The sequence below is a fragment of the Tepidimonas taiwanensis genome, from assembly GCF_020162115.1.
Taxonomy (GTDB): Bacteria; Pseudomonadota; Gammaproteobacteria; order Burkholderiales; family Burkholderiaceae_C; genus Tepidimonas; species Tepidimonas taiwanensis.
In genome coordinates, this window is the sequence record NZ_CP083911.1 from 2,219,550 (window position 1) to 2,246,152 (window position 26,603).

The window sequence follows — 26,603 nt, forward strand, 5'->3', positions numbered from 1 at the left end:
ATGCCGATGCGGGGCCCGGTCGGATTCATCGCCATGGTGGCGAAATCGACACTCGGGCCGACGGGGGTCTTGCGCCGCCCCGTGCCACAGCGCGAATATCCATGCCGACCGCTTGTCCGGCCCACAGTTGGCACCAAGCGTGATGCGCTCCCCGATCACGCCCGGGGCCAGAATATTGACCATCGCGCAGAATGCGTTCATGCCGCCGTCGGCTTACGCGGTCAGGCCCAGCGGCAAGTGCGCCGAGAGATCGAGACCAGCCGATCGTATCGACCAACCGCCCCACCCGGCACCCAGAATTACCCTGTGGGGTATGATCATCAGGGATGAGGCAAGATGCTCAAAACGTCAATATCGGCACGGCTTGCAGCGGTCCTGCATCGCGCACGGCCGTTTTTTTGGCACACTTGCCCCAATCTGTGATCTTTCCCGAGGCGACACCATGCCCGACACCCCCCCCGGCGAATCCTCGCGCCCCGTCCCGCCCCTGCAGGGCAGCGTGCCGTCGGCGCGCTATCGCAGCGAACACCAGCGCGACGTGGTCAACCGGCTCAAGCGCATCGAGGGTCAGGTGCGCGCGCTGATCGAGATGGTCGAAGCCGGCCGCCCCTGCGAAGACATCGCGCAGCAGATGTCCGCCGCCCGCAAGGCGATGGACAAGGCGTTTTTCCGCATGATGGCGTGCTCGGTGATGGAGTCGGTGGCGGTCTCCGACGACGACACGCTGCGCGAGGTGGAGCGCTCGACGCGCATCCTCGAAAAGTACGCCTGAGCCCTGCGTCCGTCCGGTGTGATCCGGCGGACACCCCTGTGCGATGGAGATCTACCTCGTCGGCGGCGCCGTGCGCGACGGCCTGCTTGGCCACTTTCACCTGCCGCACCGGCGGCCGGACGGCACCGCACACGCCGACCGGGACTGGGTCGTCGTCGGCGCCACGCCAGAGGCGATGGTGGCGGCCGGGTATCTGCCGGTCGGGCGGGATTTTCCGGTCTTCCTGCACCCCGTGACGCGCGAGGAGTACGCGCTGGCGCGCACGGAGCGCAAGACGGCCCGCGGCTACCACGGCTTCGCCTTCCACGCGGACCCGGGCGTGACGCTGGAACAGGACCTGGCGCGGCGCGACCTGACGATCAACGCGATGGCGCTGCCCGTCGCGGCGCTGGGCGCCGACGGGCGCTTCGACCCGGCCGACCCGCGCCTGGTGGACCCGTACGGAGGACAGCGCGACCTGCGGGCCAAGGTGCTGCGCCACGTCACCCCGGCATTCGCCGAAGACCCGGTGCGCATCCTGCGCATGGCGCGCTTTGCCGCGCGCTGGCCCGACTTCACCGTCGCGCCCGAGACGATGGCGCTGATGCGGCAGATGGTGGCCGACGGCGAGGTCGATCACCTCGTGCCCGAGCGCGTGTGGCAGGAGCTCTCGCGCGGGCTGATGGAGCAGCGCCCCTCTCGCATGCTGCAGGTGCTGCGCGACTGCGGGGCGCTGCGCGTGCTGCTGCCGGAGGTCGATCGCCTGTGGGGGGTGCCACAGCGCGCCGACTACCACCCGGAGGTGGACACCGGCGTGCACCTGGAGATGGTGCTGGACATGAGCGCGCGGCTGGGCGCGCCGCTGCCGGTGCGCTACGCGTGTCTGTGCCACGACCTCGGCAAGGGCACGACGCCGCCAGACATCCTGCCGCGCCACCTGGGACACGAGGAGCGCAGCGCGAAGCTGCTGCGCGCCGTGAGCGAGCGCTGGCGCGTGCCGCGCGAGTGCCACGAACTGGCCGACGTCGTCGCGCGCGAGCACGGGCATATCCACCGTTGCGCGTCGCTCGGTGCCGCGGCGACGCTGTGGCTGCTGCAGCGCTGCGACGCGCTGCGCCGGCCGCAGCGCTTCGAGCAGGTGCTGCTGGCGTGCGAATGCGACGCGCGCGGGCGCTTGCACCACGAAGACGACCCCTACCCGCAAGCCGCCCGCTTGCTTGCAGCACTGCGCGCGGCACAGGCGGTGGACACGCAAGCAATTGCGCAACGCGTGCAGGCGCAGCACCCGACCGCGCGCAACCTGGGCCCGCGCATCGCCGCGGCCATCGCGCACGCGCGCGAGCTGGCGGTCGCACAGGCCATCGGCTGACGGTCGTGAGGATGATGGATCCGGTACGAAAAGGTATTGCCTTCCCGCACCGCTCCCTTTGCGTGGGAGGAAAGAAGACAAAAACGTGCGGGAACAGTAGGGACGGGACGTGCGATCCATCCCGCCCAGATGACCCGTCAGGGCGCCCGGGTTGACCGGGTCGCGGGGGTCGAGCGCCGTCAGCGCGCCTGCGCCAGCGCGGCCTGCGTCCAGCGCACCAGGTCCGCCTGCCCCATCGCGCCGGCCTGCCGCGCGACTTCGCGGCCGCCGACGAACAGCGCCAGCGTCGGAATGCTGCGGATGCCAAAGCGCGCGGCCAGTTCCGGCTCGGCCTCGGTGTTGACCTTGGCCAGCCGCACGTGGGGTTCGAGCTGACGCGCCGCGGCCTCGAAGTGCGGCGCCATCATGCGGCACGGACCACACCACGGCGCCCAGAAGTCCACCAGCACCGGGATCTGGCTGCGGCCGATGTGCCGCTCGAACGCCGCAGCGTCGAGTTCGACCGGATGACCGTCGAACAACGGCTGATGGCAGCGCCCGCAGTCCGGCGTCTGGCCGAGCTGGTCGGCGCGCACGCGGTTGGTGGTGTGGCAATGGGGGCACACGACGTGCAGGGATTCGGTGGTCATCGGGGCAACTCCGTGGCGGATGCGGTGAGGAGGGTCTGAGTAACCGTCTTTTCTGTCAAGCGCGGAGAAACGACGATGCAGGCCGGTGCGGGCGGGGTGACCGATGTGGGCACGGCTCCCCATCCGGGGGGTGGCGGCTCGTCAAATCCAACGGGCGATCGCCGCCGCCAGCAGGCTCAGCAACACCGTGCTGGCCAGCGGGATGAACCACTCCCGCCCGAACAGCCGGAACTGAAAATCCCCGGGCAGCCGCCCAAAGCCCCAGCGCCGCAGCCACGGCATCACGCCGTTGAACAGCACCAGCGCCAGCAGGACGACCAGCAGCCAGCGGATCATGGGCGCCGCCCCTTCACAGCATCCTTTACAGCGTGTGCGTGCGGTCGCCGTGGGCAAAGCCCACGGGCACCCAGCCGCGGCTGCTGCCGGGCGGGGCCAGCCCGATGACCTTGAACAGCTCGCCCATCTCGTGCTCGTGCACGAGCTTGAGCGCCATCGTGCGCTCGGGCAGTGGCGCGTCGTCCAGCCCGTCGAGCAACCCCGCGTTGAGCAGAAAGCGCCCCTGGCTGGTGTAGCCGAGCACCTCCAGCCCGGCTTCCTGCGCCGCCAGCGCGATGCCGGTGAAGTTGACGTGCGCGGTGATGTCCTTCGCGCCCAGATCGGCCAGCACATCGGCGTCCGCGCGGTGCGCGCGGTGACACATCAGCGTGCCCATCGCGCGCTGCGGGTGGTAATACTCGTGCTCCGGAAAGCCGTAGTCGATGAAGAACGCCGCGCCGCGCCGCAGCCGCTCGCCCACCGTGCGCACGAAGGCCTCGGCCTGCGGGTGGATTTCAGTCAGGTAGTCGTGCTCGCCCTCGATGGCGACCGGCGGCCGCCGGTCGGTGGGGCGGTCGGCCCAGACGAGGCGCTGCGCGTCCTCGTCCCACGCCACGCCGCGCTCGTGCCAGCGCCCGCCGACGCGGTGCAGCAGCACCACGGGCATCGCATCCAGCACCTCGTTGCCGATCACCACGCCCTCGATCGCGTCGGGCAACCGCTCGTGCCACGTCACGCGCTCGCCCCAGGCGGCGAGCCGCTCGGCCTGCCGCGCCCGCAGCGCGCCCGACAGCTCGACGATGTGGTACGCCACCGGCGCCGCATCCGCCGGCCGGGCGGCGTCCAGCGCGGCCAACACCTGCGCCGCGAGCGCGCCGTTGCCGGCGCCGAACTCCCACACGGCTCCGGTACCGGTCGTGGCCAGCGCCTGCGCCACCTGCCGCGCCAGCGTCGCCCCGAAGCGGGGGCTGAGCACCGGCGCCGTGACGAAGTCGCTGCCATCGCCGGGCGCGAGGCCGAAGATCGCCTCACCCCGCGCGTAGTAGCCCGCCCCCGGCGCGTACAGCGCCAGCGCCATCACGCGCTCGAAGGGCAGCCAGCCGCCGGCCGCGTGCAGCGCGGCACGGACGGCGGATTCGGCAGGAGCAGCGGGTGCAGCGGTATCGGGCATGGCATGATTGTGCCCGCACCGCCGCGGCATGCCCCGGCGCACCGTCCACTGTCACCCCATCACCCATGGCCGAACCCTGCACCCCGCCACTGCCGCGCGTCGCCCTCGTCACCGGGGCGGGGCGGCGGCTCGGCCGCGCGATCGCCCTGACGCTGGCCGAGGCAGGCTGGCACGTGGCGGTGCACTACCGCGCGTCGGCGAACGAGGCACGCGAAACCGTGGCCGCGGCGCGTGCCCGTGGCGTAGAAGCCGAGGCGTTTGCGGCCGACCTCGCCGACGAGGCCGCGTGCCGCGCGCTGGTGCCGGCGGTGGTCGCGCACTTTGGCGGGCTGCAGGCGGTGGTAAACTCCGCCTCGCGCTTCGAGTTCGACGACGGGCTCACCGCCGGGCACGACAGCCTGCAGCAGCACTGGGCGCCCAATACCGCCGCGCCGGTGCTGCTCGCACAGGGGCTGTACGCGCATTGGACGGCACGCGTCGCCGCCGCCCCCGACGACGCGACGCGCGAGGCACTGCGCGCCCGCGCGTGTGTCGTCAACCTGCTGGACCAGAAGCTGTGGAACCTGAACCCGGACTTCTTCAGCTACACACTGTCCAAGGCCGCGCTGCGCACCGCGACCGAGATGCTGGCGCTGGCGCTGGCGCCGTGGGTGCGGGTGGTGGGGGTGGCGCCGGGCCTGACCCTGACCAGCGCGACGCTGCAGGGCGAGGCGTTCGAGCGCCTGCACCGGCAGGCGCCGCTGGGACGCTCATCGACCCCGGAAGACGTCGCCGACGCGGTGCGCTTCGCGCTGGACAACCGCTCGCTCACCGGCACCCACCTGCTCGTCGACGGCGGCCAGCATCTGTGGCGCTTCGAGCGCGATTTTTCCTGCCTGACGTGATGCCCCCCGTCCCGCCGCCCCACCAGCACAAGATCGGCCGCCAGGTGCTCACGCTCACCGGGCTGCGCTTTCACGCCAACCTCGGCATCCTGGACCACGAGCGGCAGGGGCCGCAGCCCATCCAGGTGGACGCGGAGCTGAACCAGGGCTTGCAGCCGCTGCAGCCGCACGACGACGATATCCGGCACGTGCTGGACTACCGCAAGGTGCGCCAGATCATCATCGACGAGTGCACCGCGGAGCACGTCAACCTGCTGGAGACGCTAATCGGCAAGCTCGCCACGCGCCTGATGCAGCTGCCGGGTGTGATCGGCGTGCGCGTGCGCATCGCCAAGCTCGAAATCTTCGACGACTGCGAGGTCGCGATCCGCATGGAATGCGGGCAGTGGTGAGGCGCGAAGCCCCCTAGCCCCCCTCGGTCCGGCACGAAGACGTTTTGCGTGGCCCGCGGCGTTCCGTGCCGTTGACGAGCGCTGCGAACGCGAGACAACACCGCGCTGCAGCGGTCGTCGGCCGGCGCGCGCCTGGCCCGTCCGTCCGTCGGCCTCTCGGCACCGCCACGACACGCCGACGAGGGATGCGCGACAATCGCGCCCCATGGATGTCGCGTTCGAAAACCGCAAGCTGGAAAAGCGCCTGTGCCGCCTGGTCGGCCAAGCGATCGACGACTACCGCATGATCGAGGACGGCGACCGGGTGATGGTCTGCCTCTCCGGCGGCAAGGACAGCTATTCGCTGCTCGACATCCTGATGCGGCTGCAGCGGCGCGCACCTGCGCGCTTCGAGCTGATCGCCGTCAACCTGGACCAACGCCAGCCGGGCTTTCCGGCGGACGTGCTGCCCAACTACCTGCGCCAGCTCGGTATCCCGTTCCACATCGAGACGCAGGACACCTACTCGATCGTCAAGAAGGTGATCCCCGAGGGCAAGACGATGTGCAGCCTGTGCAGCCGGCTGCGGCGGGGGATCCTCTACCGCGTCGCGCGCGAGCTGGGCGCGACCAAGATCGCGCTGGGCCACCACCGCGATGACATCCTGCAGACGCTGCTGCTGAACATGTTTTTTGGCGCCAAGCTCAAGGGCATGCCCCCGAAGCTCGTCAGCGACAACGGCGAGCACGTGGTGATCCGGCCCCTGGCCTACGTGCCGGAAAAAGACCTGATCCGCTGGGCCGAGGTGCGGCAGTTCCCGATCATCCCGTGCAACCTGTGCGGCAGCCAGCAGCACCTGCAGCGCAAGCAGGTCGGGGATCTGCTGCGCGAGTGGGACAAGCGCTTCCCCGGCCGCGTCGCGAACATGCTCAAGGCGCTGCAAAACGTCGTCCCCAGCCACCTGATGGACCGTGCGCTGTACGACTTTGCGAATGTGCGCGCAACGGGCCGGCCTGCCGCCGACGGCGACCTCGCGTTCGACGAGGAAGCGCTGCCGGCACCGGCGTTCACGCCGGACGATGACGACGACGAGACAGCACGGCCCGCCGCGAACCGGCCGCGGCCGGTGTTTGCGCTGACGCCGGAGGCCTCCGGTGAGGGTCTCATCTGACACCGGTGGCCGGCGTCACGGGTGGTGCGGTGGAGCGACAGCGATGAACCGGATCCGGGGCTGGATGACCATCGCGACGATCGGTGTCGTCGCCGCCCTCGTGGCGGGCTGTGCCGCGCCGCTGCGGCTCGAGCACGAGGTGCGCAGCCAGGCCGCGTGGGCGGAATCGGCGCGTCCCGCCCCCGGTGACCGCTACGTGTTCGAGCGCCTGCCCTCGCAGCGCAGCGGCGACGCCGCGCGCGAACAGGAGACACTGGAAAAGCTGGCCGAGCCCGTGCTCGCTGAACACGGTCTGCGCCGGGCCGAGGCGGCCGCCGACGGCGCGCAGGCCGCCGTGCCGTGGGGCGTGCAGATCGTCGCGCGCTCGGTGCGCTATCCGTACGCGCCGTGGGACACACCGGAGCCGCGGCCGAGCTGGATGCCGTACGGGCAGATCGTCGTCGGCCGCGGCGTGGTCAGCGGCATCGGCCTGCACTGGAACCTGCGCCCCCCGTACTACGTGCGTGAGGTCGCCCTCACCGTGCGCGACCGCCGCCGCGGCGAGGTGGTATACGAGACGCGCGCGACCCAGGACGGCCCGTGGGCGGACGGGCCCGCGCAGTGGACGGCGCTGCTGCGCGCGGCGCTGGACGGCTTTCCGACGCCACCGGCGGGGCCCCGGCGGGTCGTGATCGAGCAGCCGCGCGCCGAGTAACGAGCACGCCGCGTGGCGCGTTGGCCCGTGGCCCGCGCCACGGCCCCTTCGCAACGGCGCCCCCTGACCCGTCCGCCGTCTGCGCCACAGTGGGCTGCGGCCTGTGCGTCAGACCGTCGCCGGCGAGCGGCTCAGCACCTGCCGCAGCGTGTCGGCCAGCTCCTTGGCCGCGAACTTGGCGACGTAGCCGTCGGCGCCGGCGCGCTGCACGTGCTGCTCGTTCGTGTCCCCGGTCAGCGACGAGTGGATGACCACGGGGATCGTGCGCAGCGTCGGATCGCCCTTGATCTGGCGCGTCAGCGTAAAGCCGTCCATCTCCGGCATCTCGAGGTCGCTCAGCACCACCGCCACGCGGTCGGTGACCGGCACGCCCTTGGCCTTGCAGTCGGCGGCCAGGTCCTGCAGCGTCGCCCACGCCTCCTGGCCGTTCTTGGTCATGATGAACGGCAGCCCCAGCGTCTTGAGCTCCTGCTCGATCATCGTGCGGGCGACGAACGAATCGTCGGCGGCCAACACCACGGCACCGGGCTTGAGCATCGGGCCGGTGCCGACGTCCTCCTTCTTGACCTCGATCGACTCACTGGGCATGACGCGCTGCAGGATCGACTCAACGTCCAGGATCTGCACCAGCTTGACGCCGCCCTGCCCATCGTCGAGCCGCGCGATGCTGGTGACCAGCCCGCGCGCGACCGACGCCGTGTGGTCGGCCGGCAGGATCTTGCCCCAGTCCAGCCGCACGATGTCCTCGACCGACTCGGCGGCGAACGCCTGGGTGGTGCGCGCGAACTCGGTGACCAGCATGAGGTTGAGCCCCGTCTCCGGCGTGCAGCCGATGACGGCCGGCAGGTCGATCACCGGGATCACCTGCCCGCGCAGGTTGACCATCCCGAGCACGTGCTGTGGCGCGCCCGCCATCGCGGTCAGTGCGGGCATCGCGACGATTTCGCGCACCTTGAACACGTTGATGCCGAACAGCTCCGACTGTCCGCTGCCCGGCGCGCGGCCGAGGCGAAACAGCAACATTTCGAACTTGTTGGAGCCGGTCAGGTTGGTGCGCTCGTCGACCTCTTTCTGGAATGCGGTGCTGCTCATGGGGGCGCTTTCAGGATGGGGTGCAGACCGGCCGGTAGCAGCCGGAGCCGCTACCATTCTAGGCATTTCCGACCCGCCGCAGCAAGGCCGCCCATGCACGTGACCCGCATCCTCGCCATCCGGCATGGCGAGACCGCCTGGAACCGCGACGCCCGCATCCAGGGACAGCTCGACATCCCGCTCAACGACACCGGGCGCTGGCAGGCCGAACGCACCGCCGCCGCGCTCGCGGGCGAGCCGATCGAGGCGGTGTACGCGAGCGATCTGGCGCGCGCCCGCGAGACGGCCGCCGCCATCGCCCGCGCGCGCGGCCTGCCACTGCAGACGCACACGGGCTTGCGCGAGCGGCACTTCGGCGCGTTCCAAGGCCGCACCTGGGCCGAGCTGGAGCGCGAGCACCCGGACGTGGTGCGCGCGTGGAAGGCGCGCGTGCCGGACTTCGCGCCACCGGGGGGCGAGTCGCTGCTGGAGCTGCGCGCGCGGGTCGAGGGCACGTTCGCCGAACTGGCCGCGCGTCACCCCGGCGCGCAGATCGTCGTCGTCGCCCACGGCGGCGTGCTCGACATCCTCTATCGCGCGGCCACCGGCGTGGACCTGCAGGCCCCGCGCGCCTGGGCGATGGGCAACGCCGCGATCCACCGCGTGCTGTGGACCGCGGACAGCGGCTTTGCGCTGCTGTCGTGGGGCGACACGCGGCATCTGGAGGAGGCCGACGAGGCCGGCCCGCGCGACGAAACCGCGGCGGCCTGACGACGCGCGGCCGCCCGGGTGCCGCGCAGGAGTCGCGCCCAAGCCACTCAGGCCGCGTCGCCGAACAGCCCGCCGTCGCGCGCCGGCGGCTGCAGCCCGAGGTGCCGGTACGCGGCCAGCGTCGCGCAGCGCCCGCGTGGGGTGCGCTGCAAGTAGCCCTGTTGGATCAGGTACGGCTCGATCACGTCTTCGATCGTGCCCGGCTCCTCGCCGATGCTCGCCGCGATGTTGTCCAGCCCCACCGGGCCACCGTCGAACTTGTGGATCACCGCTTCCAGCAGCTTGCGGTCCATCAGGTCGAAGCCCAGCGGATCGACGTCCAGCATCGCCAACGCCCGGTTGGCCATCTCCTGCGTGATGGTGCCGCTGCCCTTGACCTCGGCGTAGTCGCGCACGCGGCGCAGCAGCCGGTTGGCAATCCGCGGCGTGCCGCGCGAGCGCCGCGCGATCTCGAAAGCGCCTTCGGGCTCGATCGGCGCACCGAGCAGCCCGGCCGAGCGCGTCACGATGCGCGCCAGTTCCTCCGCCGTGTAGAACTCCAGCCGCGCCACGATGCCGAAGCGGTCGCGCAGCGGGTTGGTCAGCATCCCTGCGCGCGTGGTCGCGCCCACCAGCGTGAACGGCTGCAAATCCAGCTTGATCGAGCGCGCCGCCGGCCCCTCGCCGATCATGATGTCGATCTGGTAGTCCTCCAGTGCCGGGTAGAGGATCTCCTCCACCACCGGCGAGAGGCGGTGGATCTCGTCGATGAAGAGGACGTCGTTGGGCTCCAGGTTGGTCAGCAACGCCGCGAGGTCCTTGGGCTTTTCCAGCACGGGGCCGCTGGTCTGGCGCAGGTTGACGCCCAGCTCGTGCGCGATGATGTGCGACAGCGTCGTCTTGCCTAGCCCCGGCGGGCCGAACAGCAGCACGTGGTCCAGCGCCTCGCCGCGCTTCTTGGCCGCGCCGATGAAGATCTCCAGCTGCTCGCGCACCTTGGCTTGCCCGACGTATTCGGTCAGGCCCTTCGGGCGCAGCGCGCGCTCCAGCGCCTCCTCGCGCGCGGACTCGGGCACCGCGGACACCAGCCGCTGCCGCGGCGCCGGGGCAAAATCGTCGGTCTCGATGCTCACGGGCGGCTCCTCACTTCGCGAGCGCCTTCAGCGCCAGCTTGATGCCATCGCTGACCCCCACGTCGGCGGGCAGCGCCTTGAGCGCCGCGGCGGCTTCGCGCTCGCTGTAGCCCAGCGCCAGCAGCGCTTGCTGGATGTCGGCGTGCGCGTCGCTCGCCGGGGCCGCGGGCACCGGTGCCAGCGCCGGGGCGAGCTTGCCCTTGAGCTCCAGCAGCAGCCGCTCCGCGGTCTTTTTGCCGATCCCCGGGATTTTGACCAGACGGCCCGTCTCCTGCGTGGCCACCGCCTGCGCCAGCTCCGCCACGCTCAGGCCCGACAGCAGCGCCAGCGCCGTGCGCGGCCCCACCCCGCTGATCTTGATCAGCTCGCGAAACGCCGCGCGCTCCGCCACGGTGGCAAAGCCAAACAGGATCTGCGCGTCCTCGCGCACGACGAAGTGCGTCAGCAGCGACACGCGCTCGCCGCTGGCCGGCAGCCCGTAGAAGGTGCTCATCGGCACCTCGACCTCGTAGCCGACGCCGTGGCAGTCGATCAGGATCTGCGGCGGGTGCTTGTCCAGCAGCGTGCCGGTGAGTTTGCCTATCATTGGGGCCTCGTCCTCGAATTCCGGGAATTATCGGCTTGATCCTGCGCCACGCCTTCACCCCCGCCGACAACGTGCGGCTGTCCCACCTGTGCGGTCCGCTGGACCAGCACCTGCGCACCGTGGAGGCGGCGCTGCAGGTGCGCATTGCGCGCCGCGCGGAGCATTTCCGCGTCGAGGGCCCCAAGGCCGCGGCCAGCCAAGCGATGGAGGTGCTGCAGGCGCTGTACGAGCTGGCACGCGAGCCGATCGCCGCCGAGACGGTGCAACTGATGCTCGCCGGCGACGGTCCGGCCGCCGCCCCCGGCAACGCCGGACCGGTGCTGCAGACCCGCCGCGGCGAAATCCGCGGCCGCACCGCGAACCAGGCCCACTACCTGGCCGCCATTGCGAGTCACGACATCACGTTTGGCATCGGGCCGGCGGGCACCGGCAAGACCTACCTGGCCGTGGCGTGCGCGGTGGACGCGTTGCAGCGCAGCGCCGTGCAGCGCCTGGTGCTGACGCGACCGGCGGTGGAGGCGGGGGAGCGCCTCGGCTTTCTGCCGGGCGATCTCGCGCAAAAAGTCGACCCGTACCTGCGCCCGCTCTTTGACGCGCTGTACGACCTGATGGGGTTCGAGGCGGTGCAAAAGGCGCTGGAGCGGCAGCAAATCGAGATCGCGCCGCTGGCCTTCATGCGCGGGCGCACGCTCAACCACGCGTTCGTCATCCTCGACGAGGCCCAAAACACCACGCCCGAGCAGATGAAGATGTTCCTGACGCGCATCGGCTTCGGCTCCAAGGCCGTGGTCACCGGCGACGTCAGCCAGATCGACCTGCCGCGCTCGCAACTGTCGGGCCTGATCGACGCCGAGCGCGTCTTGCGCCGCGTGCAGGGCATCGCGTTCGCGCGCCTGACCAGCGCCGACGTCGTGCGCCACCCGCTGGTCGCGCGCATCGTCGACGCCTACGAAGCCCGCCCACCCGCCACGGCGTGAACCGATGACCCTGCCGCCCCTGACCCTGTCGCTGCAATTCGCCCGCTTCGACGGCGTGGCCGAACACCGTGCCGCGTTGCCACGCCACGCGGTCGCGCGCTGGCTGCGCCACGCGCTGGAGCGCCCGGGCGAGCTCACCGTGCGCATCGTCGACGCCGACGAGGGCCGCACGCTCAACCGCGACTACCGGCACAAGGACTACGCCACCAACGTGCTGACCTTCGACTACGCGCACGAACCGGTGGTCGTGGCCGATCTGGTGCTGTGCGCGCCGGTGGTGGCGCGCGAAGCCGCCGAACAGGGCAAGCCCCTGCGGGCGCACTACGCCCACCTGCTGGTGCACGGCGCGCTGCACGCCCAGGGGTGGGACCACGAAACCAGCGAAGCCGACGCCGAGGCGATGGAAGCGCGCGAGATCGCGATCCTCGCCCGGCTGGGTTTTCCGAACCCCTACGCGGACCGCGTCACTTGAGGTCGTGCGGGTCGTCGAAGTGCGCTTCGACGTCGTTGGGCAGTAGCTGGATCGTCGCGCGCAGCCCCGGCACCGCGCTCATCAGCGCCTGCTCGACGCTGGCGCGCAGCGCCGCCGCGCGCCCCAGCGTCCAGCCCGCCGGCATGTGCATGTGCAGGTCCACGTAGCGGCGCTGCCCGGCCTTGCGCGTGTGCACGTGGTCGAAGCGCACGATGTCCACCCCATCGCGCTGGTGCGCAAAGCCCGCCAGCACCGCGTCGATCGCGGCGCGCACCTCCGGCTCCACGGCCTCATCCATCAACCCTTGACTGGATCGCCACAGCAGGTGCCCCCCTTCGCGCGCGATGTTGAGCGCAACCCCGATCGCGACCACCGGGTCCAGCCACAGCCAGCCGCTCGCCCACGCCAGCGCCAGCCCGACCACGACGCCGGCCGAGGTCCACACGTCGGTGAACAGGTGGCGCGCATCCGCCTCCAGTGCCAGCGAGCGGTGCACGCGCGCTGCGCGCAGCATGACCCACGCGAGGCCCCCGTTGAGGGCCGAGCTCGCCACCGACAGCGCCAGCCCCCAGTCCAGCCGCTGCAGCGGCTGCGGGTCCCACAGCCGCTGCAGCGCCGCCCAGACGATCCCCGCCGCCGCCACGATGATCAAAATACCCTCGAACCCGGACGAGAAATACTCCGCCTTGTGGTGGCCATAGGGGTGGTCGTCGTCGGCGGGCCGCGCCGCGACCGTCACCATCCACAGCCCGAACAGCGCCGCCGCCAGGTTGACGATGGACTCCATCGCGTCGGACAGCAGCCCGACCGAACCGGTCAGCCACCACGCCAGCGTCTTGAGCGCAATCGTCGCCAGCGCGACGCCGACCGAGACGGCCAGCAGCCGCTGCGGGGTGAGTCGCTGCCAGAGGGCCGTCATCGTCGGGGTGCCCGTCCGCGGGCTGGCACGCCGTCGCCCCCGCTCACACGAGCGTCACCCGCGCGAACTTGCGCTTGCCGACCTGCACGACGTAGGTGCCGGCGGACAGCTTCAGGCCCTTGTCGCTCACCACACCACCGTCGATGCGCACGCCGCCGCCATCGATGAGTCGGTTGGCCTCGCTGGTCGAGGGCGCGAGCCCCGCGGACTTCAGCAGCACGCCGATGCCCATCGGCGCGCCGCTGAGCGTCACCTCGGGGATCTGGTCCGGCACACCGCCGCGCGAGCGCAGTTCGAAATCCTGCTGCGCCGCCTCGGCCGCCGCCGCGCCATGGAAGCGCGCGGTGATCTCGCGCGCGAGCAGCACCTTCACCTCCTTCGGGTTGCGGCCCTGCGCGACTTCCTGCTGGAGCCGCTCGATCTCGGCCATCGAGCGGAACGACAGCAGCGGGTACCAGCGCCACATCAGCTCGTCGCTGATGGAGAGCACCTTGGCGAACATCGTGTTGGCGTCTTCGGTGATGCCGATGTAGTTGCCCTTGGACTTGGACATCTTCTCGACGCCGTCGAGCCCCTCCAGCAGCGGCATGGTCAGGATGCACTGCGGCTCCTGCCCGTATTCCTGCTGCAAATGGCGCCCCATCAGCAGGTTGAACTTCTGGTCGGTACCGCCCAGCTCGAGGTCACTCTTCAGCGCCACCGAGTCGTAGCCCTGCATCAACGGGTAGAGAAACTCGTGGATCGAAATCGGCGTGCCAGCCTTGAAGCGCTTCGTGAAGTCATCGCGCTCCATCATGCGCGCGACCGTGTACTTGGCCGCGAGCTGGATCATCCCGCGCGCGCCCAGCGCGTCGCTCCACTCGCTGTTGTAGCGGATCTCGGTGCGCGCGGGGTCCAGCACCAGGCTGGCCTGGCGGTAGTACGTTTCGGCGTTGGCCTGGATCTGCTCCGGCGTCAGCGGCGGGCGCGTCGCGTTGCGCCCGGACGGGTCGCCGATCAGCGACGTGAAGTCGCCGATCAGAAAGATCACCGTGTGCCCCAGGTCCTGCAGCTGGCGCATCTTGTTGAGCACCACGGTGTGGCCCAGGTGAATGTCGGGCGCCGTGGGATCCAGCCCCAGCTTGATGCGCAGCGGCTGGCCCGTGGCCTCGCTGCGGCGCAGCTTGCGCACCCAGTCCGCCACCGGCAGCAGCTCGTCGCAGCCGCGCAGCGTCACGGCCAGCGCTTCGCGCACGGCGTCGGAGGCGCCCTGCAGGGCCTCGTCCACCCCCTCGGGGTGGGCAGCGGATACTGTGGAAATATTCATGAGGGTTTGCCCAGGTGACGGTGCCGCGGTGCCGGGTATACTGCGCCCCATTGCCCGCCGCACGGCCGGTGGTGCCCTGCCTGAGTGGGCACCCGATGGCCGATTGTAGTCGGCGGCTCTCCTGTTCCATGCGCTGCGCCGACCTGCCCCGCAGGTCGACGGCCCGGGTGGTATTTGCCGGCTGGCGATGCCCGCCCACCCACGGAAGACGGCACGATGGTTGAAGAATGGCAGAAATGGGCGCAACGGCTGCGCCGCCACCCCCGGCGGGTCATGGCGGCGCTCGGGGCGCTGCTGCTGGGCACGGGTGTGACGGCCTTCGGCACCGGTCCGCTGGACGCCGCGGTCGACGCGATGCCGCGGCGCGAAATCGTCGAACCGCTCGACCTCCTGACCCGGGAGGCGGCTGACTTGGCCGAGGTGCCGGTAGCGGCACCCTTCGTGCTGTACCGCACGGAGGTCACCCGGCGCGACGACACGCTGGGCACGCTGCTGCAGCGGCTTGGCGTCGACGATCGCGAGGCAACCGAATTTCTCCGACGCGACCGCACCGCGGCGGAGCTGTGGCGCGGCCGCCCGGGCAAGCTCGTCAGCGCCGAGGTGGACGACGACGGTCGGCTGTTGCGCTTGACGGCCCGCTGGCTGCCGCGTGACGACGCGCCCACGTTCCAGCGCCTGTCGGTGGAGCGCGCGGGCGGGGCGCTGCGTGCGCGGCTGGAATCGCCCGCGTTCACCGCGTCCGTGCGGCTGGCCAGCGGCACGATCCGCACCTCGCTCTTCGCCGCCACCGACGCGGTGCGGCTGCCGGACAGCATCGCGTCACAGCTCGCCGACCTCTTTTCCGGCGAGATCGACTTCCGGCGTGACCTGCGCGCGGGCGACACCTTTCACGTCGTGTACGAAGCCCTGGAAGGCGACGGCGAGGTGCTGCGCCACGGCCGGCTGCTCGGGGCGGAGTTCGTCAACGCGGGGCGTCGCCACCAGCTCGTGTGGTTCCAGCCGCCCGGCGGCAAGGGCGGCTACTACACGCTGCAGGGGGAGAGCCTGCAGCGCGCGTTCCTGGCGTCGCCGCTGGCGTTCTCGCGCGTCACGAGCGGCTACGGGATGCGCTTCCACCCGGTCTACGGCGACCGGCGTGCCCACCTCGGCGTTGATTACTCGGCCCCGACCGGTACGCCGGTGCGCAGCGTCGCCGACGCCACCGTCGAGTTCGCCGGCTGGCAGCGGGGCTACGGCAACGTCGTCATCTTGCAGCACAACAATCAGCGCAAAACGCTGTACGCGCACCTGAGCCGCATCGACGTGCGCAAGGGCCAGCGCGTCGAGCAGGGCCAGACGCTGGGCGCTGTTGGTGCCACCGGCACCGCCACCGGCCCCCACCTGCACTTCGAATATATCGTCGGTGGCGTGCACCGCGACCCACTGACGATCGCGCGCGACAACGGTGGTGGCGAACCGATCGAGGCGCGCTGGCGCTCCGCGTTCGAGCAGGTGGCCAGCACGATGCGCGAGCAGCTCGCCGCGGCGGCCACCATCGTGCAGGCCAGCGCCGAGTAAAGCCTGACCCGACCGTGCGCTGCATCGGGTTGATGTCGGGTACGTCGCTTGACGGCGTCGATGGCGTGCTGGTGCAGTTCGACGACGGCGCGGGGGCCGCGGGCCGCGTGCTCGCCGATGCGAGCGTCGTCATGCCAGCGCCGCTGCGCGACGCGCTGCTGGCGCTGCAACAGCCCGGGAACGACGAGCTGCACCGCGCAGCACAGGCCGGCGCCGCGCTGGCCGACCTCTATGCCACCGTGGTGCAGCGGCTGCTGACCGCCGCCACCCTCACGCCGGCGGAGGTCGCCGCGATCGGCGCGCACGGGCAGACGGTGCGACACATGCCCCCCGGTCACCCGCGGCTGCGCCCGGACGAGGCCCCGTACACCCTGCAGCTCCTCGCGCCGGCGCGGCTGGCCGAAGCTACTAGCATCACGGTCGTCGCGGACTTCCGCAGCCGCGACATCGCCGCCGGGGGCCAGGGGGCCCCGCTGGTGCCGGCGTTCCACCGCGCCGCCTTCGGCCGCGCGGGTGAGGCGCTGGCGGTCGTGAACATCGGCGGCATCGCGAACCTCACCGCCATGCGCGCCGACGGCGGCGTGCGCGGGCTGGACACCGGCCCGGGCAACGTGCTGCTGGACGGCTGGTGCGAACGGCACACCGGGGCGCGCTACGACGCCGACGGCGCCTGGAGCCGAACCGGCCGGGTGCTGCCGGCGCTGCTGGCCGAGCTGCTCGCCGACCCGTATTTCCATCGCACCGGGGCGCGCAGCACCGGGCGGGACCACTTTCACCTGGGCTGGCTGGACGCGGCGCTGGCACGCCACGGACCCGCCCGGCCCGCGGATGTCCAGGCCACGCTGGTGGCGCTGACGGCCGAGACCATCGCCCGCGCCGTCTTGGGGGCGGACTGGGGCGGGGAAGCGCCGCGGCGGGTGCTGGTGTGCGGCGGCGGCGCGCACAACGGCGCGTTGCTGGACGCGCTGCGCGCCCGCCTGCCGTCCATAACGGTAGAGACGACCGCCAGCGCCGGCTGGCCCCCGCAGTGGGTGGAGGCGGCGGCCTTTGCGTGGCTGGCCCGCGAGGCCCTGTGCGGACGGTTCGGCAACGTCCCGGACGTCACCGGTGCCCGCGGCCCGCGCCTGCTGGGGGCCATTTACCCGGTCGGATAAAAGGCGCGGCAGTTTGCCACCCGCACCGGAACGGCGAGATTTCCTCATGCGGTGGGACGGGCATACCCCGCGCCCCACCGCACCGGGCGCGGCTCAACCGACGCTGAAGCTCGAACCGCAGCCGCAGGTGGTCGTCGCGTTGGGGTTGCGGATGACGAACTGCGCCCCCTGCAGGTCTTCCTTGTAGTCGATCTCGGCGCCGACCAGGTACTGGTAGCTCATCGCGTCGATCAGCAGCGTGACCCCGTTCTTGGTCATCTGCGTGTCGTCCTCGTTGACGACCTCGTCGAACGTGAAGCCGTACTGAAAGCCCGAGCAACCGCCACCCTGCACGAAGACGCGCAGCTTCAGGTCCGGGTTGCCCTCCTCGGCGATCAGTTCGGCCACCTTCGCGGCCGCCGCGTCGGTGAAGATCAGCGGCGCCGGCATTTCGGCGTTCTCGGGGGCAGAGACGGTTTCGGCGACAGCGGACATGGCAAGCTTCCTTGAAACGTGATGAGTCGGAGGATAACAAACGGCGCGCGCACGGCCCAAACGGAGGCCGGCCAATGCCCCTGCTGCCGGCAGTGCGATTGCCGCCATCGGGCAGCGGCCGGGCAAACCCGCACCAGAGGACACGGAACCACACGGGCAGCCGTCGAGCCGCGCTTCGTGCGAGTGGACCCACGCCCGCGGGCACGAACCCACCGCCCAGCAAAAACCCCCAAGCGGGGCGTGCCATCGCTTGGGGGCGGACAGCGGACGGGGGCTCGTCGCCCATCCGGTCGTTGGGGTGTCGTGGCGGCTGCCCGGTCGGGCCGGACAGGCCGCCAGCGCCAGGATCAGCGCTTGCTGAACTGCTTGGCGCGACGGGCCTTGCGCAGACCGACCTTCTTGCGCTCCACCTCGCGGGCGTCGCGGGTGACGAAGCCAGCCGCGCTCAGCGCGGGCTTGAGGCTCGCGTCGTAGTCGATCAGCGCACGGGTGATGCCGTGGCGCACCGCGCCGGCCTGACCCGACTCACCACCGCCGTGGACGTTGACCATGATGTCGAACGTCTCGAGGTGGTTGGTCAGCACCAGCGGCTGCTTGGCGATCATGATCGACGTTTCGCGACCGAAATAATCCTGGATGTCGCGACCGTTGATCGTGATCTTGCCGGAGCCCTTCTTGAGGAACACGCGCGCGACGCTGGACTTGCGACGGCCCGTGCCGTTGTTCCATTCACCAATCATGGCCGCTCCTTAGATGTCCAGAACCTTGGGCTGCTGGGCGCCGTGCGGATGCTCGGGGCCGGCGTAGACCTTGAGCTTCTTGATCATGGCGTAGCCCAGCGGCCCCTTGGGCAGCATGCCCTTGACGGCCTTTTCCAGCGCGCGGCCGGGGTGCTTGGCCTGCATGTCGCGGAAATTGATCGAACGGATCCCGCCCGGGTAACCGGTGTGGCGGTAGTAGATCTTGTCCAGGGCCTTGTTGCCCGTGACCTTGATCTTGTCGGCGTTGACGACGATGATGAAATCGCCCGTGTCAACGTGAGGGGTGTAGATGGCCTTGTGCTTGCCGCGCAGTCGGCGTGCCACTTCGCTGGCGACACGTCCGAGCACCTTGTCGGTGGCGTCAATCACAAACCACTCATGCACCACCTCAGCGGGCTTGGCGCTGAAGGTTTTGGTCATGGTTGCTTTCCTGTGGTTTGGGCGGACCCTTTTCCACGGTCGGTGCCGCTTCTGCTGGCGGCCTCTGAGGTGGGGTGTCGATATCGCCGCGGGGCCCTGCTTTTCGCTGCGAACCGCGCATTCTATCAACATTCGGCGCGATCGTGGTCCTTGACCCCGGTCAAGGCGCCCCGTTCGCCGCGCCGGGACAATCCCGGCCTATCCCATCATGGCCACCGTGGCTGACGAGGCGCAGGGCTACCACGACGGCCACCCATTGACGGCGGACGAATTCGCGCGCGTGGCTCGCCACCACGGCCTGACGGTGGCCGGCCCGTCGGCTACCATCGGGCCATGTTCAGCTACCGCCACGCCTTCCACGCCGGCAACCACGCCGACGTGCTCAAGCACCTGACACTGCTGGCCGCGCTGCGGCACCTGCAGCACAAGGAGGGCGGGCTGCTGCTGGTGGACACGCACGCGGGCGCGGGGCTGTACCGGCTGGATCAGGAACAGGCCCGCACCTCCGGCGAGGCCACCCACGGCATCGGGGCGCTCTGGAACGCGGCTGCGGCGGCCCCGGCGGCGGGGCTGCCCGTCCCCGCCGCGGTGGCCGACTACCTGGGCCGTGTGCAGGACCTGAACCCGGATGGCGCCCTGCGCCAATACCCCGGATCGCCCGCCCTGCTGCAGGCGCTGCTGCGAGCGCAGGACCGGCTGACGCTGTTCGAGCTGCACCCCACCGATGGCCGCCTGCTGGACCGCGCCGTGCGCGCGTGGCGCGAGCGCACCCCCCGAGCGGCGATCACGCTGCGGCGCGACAACGGCTTCGAGGGCCTGAAGGCACTGCTGCCCCCGCTATCGCGCCGCGCGCTGGTGCTGATCGACCCGAGCTACGAACTGAAAACCGACTATCCGCAGGTGGCCGCGGTCGTGGCCGACGCGCTGCGGCGCTTCGCGTCCGGCTGCTACCTCGTGTGGTACCCGGTGATCGGCCGCAGCGAGGCGCACGTGCTGCCGCGCCGGCTGCGCGCGCTCGCGCAGCGCGCGGGGCGCCCCTGGCTGCAGGCGGAACTCGCCGTCGGCGCCGCCGCCGATGCGCAGCACAAGGCGCAGGCGGCGCAGGGCCACGCCGTCGGGGGGCTACGCGCCAGCGGCGTTTTCGTGATCAACCCGCCGTACACGCTGGCCGCGCAACTGCGCGAGGCGCTGCCGTGGGTGCTGGACCGCCTGCGCCAGGGCCGCGGGGCGGACTGGTCCGTCGTCACTGGCGAGCCCTGAGTGGGCGCCGCGTCAGCGACCTCGCCAACGCACGGCGCCGGGCGCTGCGTCCGCTACAAATGGAGACATCAAGCCCGTTTCAGGCCGTCGCGGGGAGCCGGAAAGCCGACACCTTGTCTTGCAACCGCTGGGCCTGCTCGCGCAGCGTATCGCTTTGCTGCACGGTCTGCTCCACCAGCAGTTGATTCTGTTGGGTGTCGCGCTCGATTTCCTGCACGGCCCGTCCGGCCTGCTCGATCCCGGCGGCCTGCTCGCGTGCGCCGACGTCGATTTCCTGCAACTGCTGCTGCACCGTGGCCGAAGAGGCCACGATATCGCGCATGGTCTGCCCGGCCGATTCGACCACCTGCACCCCGGCACCGATCTGCTGCAGGCTCTCGTCGATGAGCGCCTTGATCTCCCGCGCCGCTTGTGCACTGCGCTGGGCCAGGTTGCGCACCTCGGCCGCGACGACCGCAAAACCGCGACCGGCCTCACCAGCCCGCGCCGCCTCCACCGCCGCATTGAGCGCCAGAATGTTGGTCTGGAAGGCGATGCTGTCGATCGTGCCGGTGATGGCGCCGATGCGGTCGGCCGAGCCGCGGATGGTGTGCATGGTCTGCACGACCTGCCCGGTGACGCGCCCGCCCTCTTCGGCCAGCGCCGCGTTGCGCGCTGCGCTGTCCCGGCAATGCTGCACCCGCTCCAGTCCGTGCTGGAGGGTCGCGGTGATCTCTTCCATCGCGGCGGCCTGTTCCTCCAGACTCGCAGCCGTCGACTGGGCCCGATCCCGCAGCTGGGCCGCGCCGGCGCTGGCCTGGTCGGCGACGTGCAAAATGGCTTCGCTGGCGCGGGTGACGTCCTGAATGAGACCGCGCAGCGCGTCGTACGCTTGACGGAGGTTGACGATCAGATCGGCCGGCTCGTCGCGTCCCCACGGCGGTGGTGGCACGTCGCGCAAGTCGCCCTGCGCCATGCGATCCAGGTGGCACGCCACCACCGCCAGCCCCCCGCGGTTGACGCGGTAGAACCCGACGAACAAGTACAGCGCCGCCAGCAGCGACACGCACACGACGCCCGCAGCGGCGATCACGCTTGTGACCAAGGCCTGCGCACGCTCGCGGGTCAGGGCCTCGAGCTCCGTCAGGGCCTCATCGACAAACGCAAACAGGCCTTCGACCGTCTGGTCGTGCCGCTGAAAGTATTCCGCCGGGTCGTCGCTGGCCAGGTCGGCCAGAATTTCCTCGCGCCCGTGCTTGACCATCTGACGCGCCGCCACCAATGCCGGCGGATCCTCCACTGGATCGCCGTGCGCACGCAGGTGCAGGGCATTGCTGCGGGCCGCGCGTTCGATCGAGATTTCGAGGCGCGACAGCTGTTCCGCGAAGCGGCGCGCCGTCTCTTCGTTGGGGGAGCGAAGCTGAAAGGCACCCAAACGCCGCGCCTGCGACACGGCGATCAGCGCTTCCGGCATGTCGGCCACCGCCGCCGCCATCAGGTAATAGGTCACGGGCTCCGGGTCGAGCAACAGGCCCGAGGTCTCGGCGACGTGCTCCCACAGGCGCAACGCGGCCGTGACGGCCGACACCGATGGGGCCCCCGCGCCATCCTGCAACTGCTCCTCGACCCCCGCCACCAGGCGCGCGATGTGCGCTTCGGTTTGCAGCAGCGCCCCCACCGCCGCGTCGCGTTCGCGCAGGGCCTGCAGGGCCTGGCGCAGCGCCTCGCCGCTGGCGCGGCGCTGCTCGGCGGCGTTCGGGACACCCAGCACGATCAAATCCGCGAGCACGCGCTGCTGCTGTGCCAGCCGGATCACCGGCAGCACATGCTGCAGGTAAGCGGCCCCGGCGGACTCGCGCTGGGCCAGCTCGATCGACTGCGACTCGGCGCGCCACCACAAAACCGCCAGCAACACCAAAGGCGCCACGAAGCACGCGGAAATGACCAGCGACTTGGCCGGGAAGCGCAGCCGGCGCATCAGCGCCACGGCGGGCGCAAAAATGCCCTGCGCCTGGCGCAACGATCCGGCTGCGCAAGAGATGCCGTTTGACGCGGGGCCTGAATAGGGGAGTCCTTGGGGTTGGGGGCCGAAAATCATTTTTTGAATCAAAAAAGCACACCGGCAGCCCTCTCAGGAAAGTGGGCCGCCCGCATCCGTCACTCCTGTGGGCGCAAGCGTAGCAGGTGGCGACGGGGCTCAACCCCATTGGTGCCCCCGGAATTACCCTGAAGTGGGCCCCCCAGCCTCACGCCGCCGCCAGCGCCTGCGCCAGATCGGCCTTCAGGTCCTCGATGTGCTCGATGCCCACGCACAGGCGCACGGTGTCTTCCGTCACGCCGGCCTGGGCCAGCTCCTCGGGCGAGAGTTGCCGGTGCGTGGTCGAGGCCGGATGCGTGGCCAGCGAACGCACGTCGCCGATGTTGACCAGCCGCGTGAAGAGTTGCAGCGCATCCAGGAAGCGCTCGCCCGCGGCGCGGCCGCCTTCGATGCCAAACGTCAGCAACCCCGAGGCGCGGCCGCCCAGGTAGCGCTGTGCCAGCGCGTGGTACGGGTCGTCGGGCAGCCCGGCGTAGCGCACCCAGCGCACCTTGGGGTGCGCGCGCAGGAACTGCGCCACCGCCAGCGTGTTGTCGCAGATGCGGTCCATGCGCAGCGGCAGCGTCTCGATGCCCTGCAGGATCAGGAAGGCGTTGAACGGCGAGATCGCCGCGCCCATGTTGCGCAGCGGCACGACGCGCGCCCGCCCGATGTAGGCCGCAGGCCCCAGCGCCTCGGTATAGACCACGCCGTGGTAACTCACGTCGGGTTCGTTGAGGCGACGGAAGCGCGCCTTGTGCTCGGCCCACGGGAAGCGGCCCGAATCGACGATGGCGCCGCCGACGCTGTTGCCGTGGCCGCCCAGGTATTTGGTCAGCGAGTGCACGACGATATCGGCCCCGTGCTCGAACGGGCGGCACAGGTAAGGGCTGGGCACGGTGTTGTCGACGATCAGCGGCACGCCGTGGCGGTGCGCGATCGCGGCCAGCGCGGCGATGTCGGTGACGTTGCCGCGCGGGTTGCCCATCGATTCGCAGTAGATCGCTTTGGTGCGCGCATCGATCAGCGGCTCGAACGTCTCGGGCCGGTCGCTGTCGGCAAAGCGCACCGCGATGCCGTACTGCGGCAGCGTGTGGGCGAACAGGTTGTACGTGCCGCCGTAGAGCGCGCTGGCGGAGACGATGTTGTCGCCCGCCTCGGCGATGGTCTGGATGGCGTAGGTGATGGCCGCCTGGCCGGAAGCGAGCGCCAGCGCGCCGACACCCCCTTCGAGCGCGGCGAGGCGCTCCTCCAGCACCGCCTGCGTCGGGTTCATGATGCGGGTGTAGATATTGCCCGGCACCTTGAGGTCGAACAGGTCGGCGCCGTGCTGTGCGCTGTCGAACGCATACGCCACGGTCTGGTAGATCGGCGGCACCACGGCCTTGGTGGTGGGGTCGGGGCGGTAGCCGGCGTGCACGGCCTGGGTCTCGAAGCGCATCGGGGTCTCCTGTCGAACGGGTCAGAAAAAGATCGGTCAACGAAACGGCCCACCGCACCGCGGCAGGGGCCACGGCACGCACCATAGCGCATCGCGGGACCAGTTGTCGAATACCGATTCATCAGATCGATATACCCACGGGCGATGACGACCGGCCCGCGCCAAGGATGCTGCCGTAAGATGCCGCGGATGAGCACCCCAGACGGCAGCTACAAGTGGCTCTTTGGCGAACCGCGCCTCGTCGCCGACCTGCTGCGCGCCTACGTTCCAGGGCCGTGGGAGCAGGCCGACTTCTCCACACTCGAGCGCGTCAACGCCAGCTATGTGGACGAGCGCGAGCGCCAGCGCCACGACGATATGGTGTGGCGGCTGCGTGTCGGCCAGCGTTGGGTGTGGGTGTACCTGCTGCTGGAGTTCCAGCAGGCGGTGGAGCCCCACATGGCGCTGCGCATGCTGGGCTATGTGGCGCTGCTGGCCCAGCACCTTGTCCGCGAGAACCAGCGCAACGACGACGGAAGCCTCCCGCTGTTGCTGCCCGTCGTGCTCCACAGCGGCGAGGCGCGCTGGACAGCCCCCACCGAAGCCGCTGAGCTCTTTGACGACTCGCTGCCCACGCTGCTGCCTTATGTGCCGCACCTGAAGTACGTGCTGCTGGAGCAGGCGCGTCTCGTGCGCCACGAAGTGCCCGCCACCGCCAACCTCGCGCAAGCCATCTTCGAGCTCGAGCAGGGGCAAAGCCGCGAAGAGCTCAGCCGGCTGCTTCAGGCGCTGCAGCAGTGGCTGGCCGACGAGGCGTCCGCGCCACTGCGCCGCCACTTGACCGTGTGGCTCAAGCACTGGTTGCGCCGCAGCCGCCGCCGGGGTAGGATACTCGATGAGCTGCAAGCCCTGCCCGACCTGTTGGAGCCCACGATGAAGCTACACGAAAAACTCGACCGGTGGTACGACCAGGCGGTGGAAGAGGGTATCGAACAAGGCCAGCACCAGGGCCTGGCCAAGGCGGTGGCGCTGCAGGCGCGGCTGCGCTTTGGCGAGCTGCCCGACTGGGCGCACGCGCGGCTGGCGGCAGCCACTGACGCCGAGCTCGAGCGCTGGCTCGCTGGCATGCTCAGTGCCACGAGCTTGCAAGATCTGCTGTCATAACGGCAGATGCTTCCCCGCGTTGAAGTCCCGACGTCGGCTCGCCAACGGCACCGCGTCGTCAACGACGGCTGATGGTGGGCCCAACGACCGACGCCAGAAACACCGGTGCCCACGCCAGCGCATGGTACGGACCGCTGACGTCGGCGCGCCGCTAGCGGCGCGCGCTCAAGCAACGTCCGGCAGCAGGTCCAGTCGCTGCAGGATCGCGAGCGTCGTGTCGGCCTGGTTCATCGTGTAAAAGTGCAGGCCCGGCACCCCGGCGGTGCGCAACTGGTCGCACAGATCGGTCACCACGTCCAGCCCGAAGGCGCGGATCGACGCCACGTCGTCGCCGTAGCTCTGCAGCCGCAGCCGGATCCAGCGCGGCACCTCCGCCCCGCAGGCGTCGGAAAAGCGCAGCAGCTGGCTCGCGTTGGTGATGGGCATGATGCCGGGCACGATCGGCACGTCCACGCCGAGCGCATAGGCGTCGTCGACGAAGCGGAAGTACGCGTCCGTGTTGAAAAAATACTGCGTGATGGCCGAGTCAGCCCCCGCGCGCACCTTCTCGGCGAAGGCCTGCAGGTCGGCCTGCGGCGAGCGGGCCTGCGGGTGCATCTCGGGGTAGGCCGCTACCTCGATGTGAAACGCATCGCCGAACTCGGCGCGGATGAAGGCCACCAGATCGCGCGCATAGGTGAACGCGCCGCCCAACCCGTAGCCGCTGGGCAGGTCGCCACGCAGCGCGACCAGGCGCTTCACGCCCATGGCCTGCAGCTGCGCCAGTTGCGCGCGCACGCGCTCGCGCGTGGCACCGATGCACGAGAAATGCGCCGCCGCGCTCACCCCTTCGGCCAGGATCTCGGCGACGGTGGCGAAGGTCCCCTCCTGCGTGGAGCCGCCCGCGCCATAGGTGACGGAACAGAAATCCGGGCGTGCGGCGTAGAGCCGCTGGCGCGCGGCACGCAGCTTGGCGGCGCCCTCCGGTGTCTTCGGCGGAAAAAACTCGAAACTCAACGACAAAGCCATGCAAAAAACTCCCGGTTACCGTCGCCGCCGGCGATCGGGCTGTCGAAGTAGTTGCGCAGCCGCAACCCCAGCGCCGTCGCGGCCTGTTCGATGCGCGCGCGCACCCGGCCGTAAGCGGCGGCGTCCTTGACCAGCCCGCCCTTGCCGATGTCGGCCGGTTGCAGCTCGAACTGGGGCTTGACCAGCATCAGCATCTGGCCGTGCGGTGCGAGCAGCGGCACGAGCGCCGGCCACACCAGCGTCTGTGAGATGAACGACAGGTCGCCGACGATGAGGTCGAAGGGCGGTGCCGCGTCGGCCCCCCCGGCCTGGAGCAGCGCGGCCGCGTCCAGCGTGCGCGCGTTGCAGCGCTCGATGGCCACCACGCGCGGATCGGCGCGCAGCCGCTCGTGCAACTGCCCATGCCCGACGTCGACGCCAACGACACGCGCCGCCCCCGCCTGCAGCAGGCAGTCGGTGAATCCGCCCGTGCTCTGGCCCACGTCGAGGCAGCGCCAGCCGCGCACGTCCAGCCCGGTGTGTGCCAGCGCCCCGGCAAGCTTGAGCCCGCCGCGCGAGACGTAACGCAGCTCGGCATCGTCGGCCAGCACGACGTCGGCCGTGGGCGGCACGGCGTCACCGGCCTTGCGCACCGGCTGCCACGGCGCGTCGGGGCCGGCGCGCCAGCGCACCGCGCCGCGCTCGATGAGCCGCTGCGCCGCCGAGCGCGTGGGCGCGAGCCCCCGTTGCACCAGCCACTGGTCCGCGCGCACCGCGCCGC

The 26,603-nt window shown here is 70.6% G+C and carries 28 protein-coding genes; 13 read left to right on the forward strand and 15 right to left on the reverse strand.

Going from position 1 to position 26,603, the window contains the following annotated elements; translation table 11 throughout:
* Positions 1-442 precede the first annotated feature (442 nt).
* Both LCC91_RS10530 and LCC91_RS10535 read left to right on the forward strand, forming a co-directional pair.
* Complete coding sequence (locus tag LCC91_RS10530) at positions 443-772, forward strand: metal-sensitive transcriptional regulator (protein ID WP_082668245.1); 330 nt, start codon at positions 443-445, stop codon at positions 770-772.
* A gap of 43 nt (positions 773-815) precedes the next feature.
* Positions 816-2,120, forward strand: coding sequence for a multifunctional CCA addition/repair protein (locus LCC91_RS10535; protein WP_058615455.1), 1,305 nt, complete (start codon positions 816-818; stop codon positions 2,118-2,120).
* Positions 2,121-2,299: 179 nt separating this feature from the next.
* Here LCC91_RS10535 and trxC read toward each other — a convergent pair whose 3' ends face one another.
* From trxC to LCC91_RS10550, 3 genes are all read right to left on the reverse strand, one after another.
* Positions 2,300-2,749 (reverse strand): thioredoxin TrxC, encoded by a 450-nt coding sequence (gene trxC, locus LCC91_RS10540; protein ID WP_058615454.1) that lies wholly within the window; start codon positions 2,747-2,749, stop codon positions 2,300-2,302.
* Positions 2,750-2,890: 141 nt separating this feature from the next.
* Positions 2,891-3,085, reverse strand: coding sequence for a DUF2905 domain-containing protein (locus tag LCC91_RS10545; protein ID WP_058615453.1), 195 nt, complete (start codon positions 3,083-3,085; stop codon positions 2,891-2,893).
* 25 nt (positions 3,086-3,110) lie between these two features.
* The gene (locus LCC91_RS10550) at positions 3,111-4,235 is read right to left on the reverse strand and encodes a class I SAM-dependent methyltransferase (RefSeq protein ID WP_058615452.1); all 1,125 of its coding nucleotides are present in this window, start codon (positions 4,233-4,235) and stop codon (positions 3,111-3,113) included.
* A gap of 65 nt (positions 4,236-4,300) precedes the next feature.
* Here LCC91_RS10550 and LCC91_RS10555 point away from each other — a divergent pair, with 65 nt between their 5' ends.
* From LCC91_RS10555 to LCC91_RS10570, 4 genes are all read left to right on the forward strand, one after another.
* Positions 4,301-5,119: an SDR family oxidoreductase gene (locus LCC91_RS10555; RefSeq protein WP_043698708.1), complete on the forward strand. Its 819-nt coding sequence runs from the start codon at positions 4,301-4,303 to the stop codon at positions 5,117-5,119.
* Positions 5,119-5,511, forward strand: a complete 393-nt coding sequence (locus tag LCC91_RS10560) for a dihydroneopterin aldolase (RefSeq protein ID WP_052231366.1) — start codon at positions 5,119-5,121, stop codon at positions 5,509-5,511. The genes LCC91_RS10555 and LCC91_RS10560 overlap by 1 nt, the downstream gene beginning before the upstream one ends.
* A 205-nt stretch (positions 5,512-5,716) precedes the next feature.
* The gene (gene ttcA, locus LCC91_RS10565) at positions 5,717-6,661 is read left to right on the forward strand and encodes a tRNA 2-thiocytidine(32) synthetase TtcA (RefSeq protein ID WP_082007439.1); all 945 of its coding nucleotides are present in this window, start codon (positions 5,717-5,719) and stop codon (positions 6,659-6,661) included.
* Between the two features lie 43 nt (positions 6,662-6,704).
* Positions 6,705-7,355, forward strand: coding sequence for a hypothetical protein (locus LCC91_RS10570; protein WP_143897318.1), 651 nt, complete (start codon positions 6,705-6,707; stop codon positions 7,353-7,355).
* A gap of 108 nt (positions 7,356-7,463) precedes the next feature.
* On the opposite strand, the gene LCC91_RS10575 is transcribed toward LCC91_RS10570, so the two are convergent.
* Positions 7,464-8,447: a chemotaxis protein CheV gene (locus LCC91_RS10575; RefSeq protein WP_043698704.1), complete on the reverse strand. Its 984-nt coding sequence runs from the start codon at positions 8,445-8,447 to the stop codon at positions 7,464-7,466.
* Positions 8,448-8,540: 93 nt separating this feature from the next.
* Between LCC91_RS10575 and LCC91_RS10580 the strand changes: the two genes are divergently transcribed.
* Positions 8,541-9,197, forward strand: coding sequence for a histidine phosphatase family protein (locus tag LCC91_RS10580; RefSeq protein ID WP_043698702.1), 657 nt, complete (start codon positions 8,541-8,543; stop codon positions 9,195-9,197).
* Positions 9,198-9,244: 47 nt separating this feature from the next.
* Here LCC91_RS10580 and ruvB read toward each other — a convergent pair whose 3' ends face one another.
* On the reverse strand, positions 9,245-10,309 hold the full coding sequence (gene ruvB / locus LCC91_RS10585; protein ID WP_058615449.1) for a Holliday junction branch migration DNA helicase RuvB: 1,065 nt from the start codon (positions 10,307-10,309) through the stop codon (positions 9,245-9,247).
* A 10-nt stretch (positions 10,310-10,319) separates the two neighbouring features.
* A complete protein-coding gene (ruvA, locus tag LCC91_RS10590) occupies positions 10,320-10,895 on the reverse strand; it encodes a Holliday junction branch migration protein RuvA (protein ID WP_043698698.1) in 576 nt (191 codons plus the stop codon).
* 35 nt (positions 10,896-10,930) lie between these two features.
* Here ruvA and LCC91_RS10595 point away from each other — a divergent pair, with 35 nt between their 5' ends.
* A complete protein-coding gene (locus tag LCC91_RS10595) occupies positions 10,931-11,872 on the forward strand; it encodes a PhoH family protein (RefSeq protein ID WP_043698696.1) in 942 nt (313 codons plus the stop codon).
* A 4-nt stretch (positions 11,873-11,876) separates the two neighbouring features.
* Positions 11,877-12,344, forward strand: a complete 468-nt coding sequence (ybeY, locus tag LCC91_RS10600) for an rRNA maturation RNase YbeY (RefSeq protein WP_043698694.1) — start codon at positions 11,877-11,879, stop codon at positions 12,342-12,344.
* Here ybeY and LCC91_RS10605 read toward each other — a convergent pair.
* Together LCC91_RS10605 and tyrS are read right to left on the reverse strand one after the other, a co-directional pair.
* Complete coding sequence (locus LCC91_RS10605) at positions 12,337-13,263, reverse strand: cation diffusion facilitator family transporter (protein ID WP_043698692.1); 927 nt, start codon at positions 13,261-13,263, stop codon at positions 12,337-12,339. The two genes, ybeY and LCC91_RS10605, sit on opposite strands and share 8 nt — an antisense overlap.
* A 43-nt stretch (positions 13,264-13,306) precedes the next feature.
* Positions 13,307-14,569 (reverse strand): tyrosine--tRNA ligase, encoded by a 1,263-nt coding sequence (gene tyrS, locus LCC91_RS10610; protein ID WP_143897317.1) that lies wholly within the window; start codon positions 14,567-14,569, stop codon positions 13,307-13,309.
* A gap of 216 nt (positions 14,570-14,785) precedes the next feature.
* Between tyrS and LCC91_RS10615 the strand changes: the two genes are divergently transcribed.
* Positions 14,786-16,126 (forward strand): M23 family metallopeptidase, encoded by a 1,341-nt coding sequence (locus LCC91_RS10615; protein WP_143897316.1) that lies wholly within the window; start codon positions 14,786-14,788, stop codon positions 16,124-16,126.
* A gap of 14 nt (positions 16,127-16,140) precedes the next feature.
* Positions 16,141-17,280 carry an anhydro-N-acetylmuramic acid kinase gene (locus tag LCC91_RS10620; protein WP_043698685.1) on the forward strand — a complete coding sequence of 380 codons (1,140 nt, stop codon included), beginning with the start codon at positions 16,141-16,143 and terminating at the stop codon, positions 17,278-17,280.
* A 93-nt stretch (positions 17,281-17,373) separates the two neighbouring features.
* On the opposite strand, the gene erpA is transcribed toward LCC91_RS10620, so the two are convergent.
* From erpA to rplM, 3 genes are all read right to left on the reverse strand, one after another.
* Complete coding sequence (erpA, locus tag LCC91_RS10625) at positions 17,374-17,754, reverse strand: iron-sulfur cluster insertion protein ErpA (protein WP_043698683.1); 381 nt, start codon at positions 17,752-17,754, stop codon at positions 17,374-17,376.
* A gap of 347 nt (positions 17,755-18,101) precedes the next feature.
* Positions 18,102-18,494, reverse strand: a complete 393-nt coding sequence (gene rpsI, locus LCC91_RS10630) for a 30S ribosomal protein S9 (protein ID WP_043698681.1) — start codon at positions 18,492-18,494, stop codon at positions 18,102-18,104.
* A 9-nt stretch (positions 18,495-18,503) separates the two neighbouring features.
* Positions 18,504-18,935, reverse strand: a complete 432-nt coding sequence (gene rplM, locus LCC91_RS10635; RefSeq protein ID WP_043698679.1) for a 50S ribosomal protein L13 — start codon at positions 18,933-18,935, stop codon at positions 18,504-18,506.
* A 333-nt stretch (positions 18,936-19,268) separates the two neighbouring features.
* On the opposite strand from rplM, the gene LCC91_RS10640 reads away from it, so the two are divergent.
* A complete protein-coding gene (locus tag LCC91_RS10640; protein WP_043698677.1) occupies positions 19,269-20,195 on the forward strand; it encodes a 23S rRNA (adenine(2030)-N(6))-methyltransferase RlmJ in 927 nt (308 codons plus the stop codon).
* 79 nt (positions 20,196-20,274) lie between these two features.
* Here LCC91_RS10640 and LCC91_RS10645 read toward each other — a convergent pair whose 3' ends face one another.
* Both LCC91_RS10645 and LCC91_RS10650 read right to left on the reverse strand, forming a co-directional pair.
* Positions 20,275-22,194, reverse strand: coding sequence for a methyl-accepting chemotaxis protein (locus LCC91_RS10645; RefSeq protein WP_185974841.1), 1,920 nt, complete (start codon positions 22,192-22,194; stop codon positions 20,275-20,277).
* Positions 22,195-22,420: 226 nt separating this feature from the next.
* Entirely contained in the window at positions 22,421-23,692 is a 1,272-nt protein-coding gene (locus LCC91_RS10650; RefSeq protein ID WP_043698675.1) for an O-acetylhomoserine aminocarboxypropyltransferase/cysteine synthase family protein, read from the reverse strand.
* A gap of 189 nt (positions 23,693-23,881) precedes the next feature.
* Here LCC91_RS10650 and LCC91_RS10655 point away from each other — a divergent pair, with 189 nt between their 5' ends.
* On the forward strand, positions 23,882-24,835 hold the full coding sequence (locus LCC91_RS10655; RefSeq protein WP_043698673.1) for an Rpn family recombination-promoting nuclease/putative transposase: 954 nt from the start codon (positions 23,882-23,884) through the stop codon (positions 24,833-24,835).
* A 165-nt stretch (positions 24,836-25,000) separates the two neighbouring features.
* Here LCC91_RS10655 and metF read toward each other — a convergent pair whose 3' ends face one another.
* Positions 25,001-25,843 (reverse strand): methylenetetrahydrofolate reductase [NAD(P)H], encoded by an 843-nt coding sequence (metF, locus tag LCC91_RS10660; protein ID WP_043698671.1) that lies wholly within the window; start codon positions 25,841-25,843, stop codon positions 25,001-25,003.
* Positions 25,828-26,595, reverse strand: a complete 768-nt coding sequence (locus LCC91_RS10665; protein ID WP_043698669.1) for a TlyA family RNA methyltransferase — start codon at positions 26,593-26,595, stop codon at positions 25,828-25,830. The genes metF and LCC91_RS10665 overlap by 16 nt, the downstream gene beginning before the upstream one ends.
* Positions 26,596-26,603 lie beyond the last annotated feature (8 nt).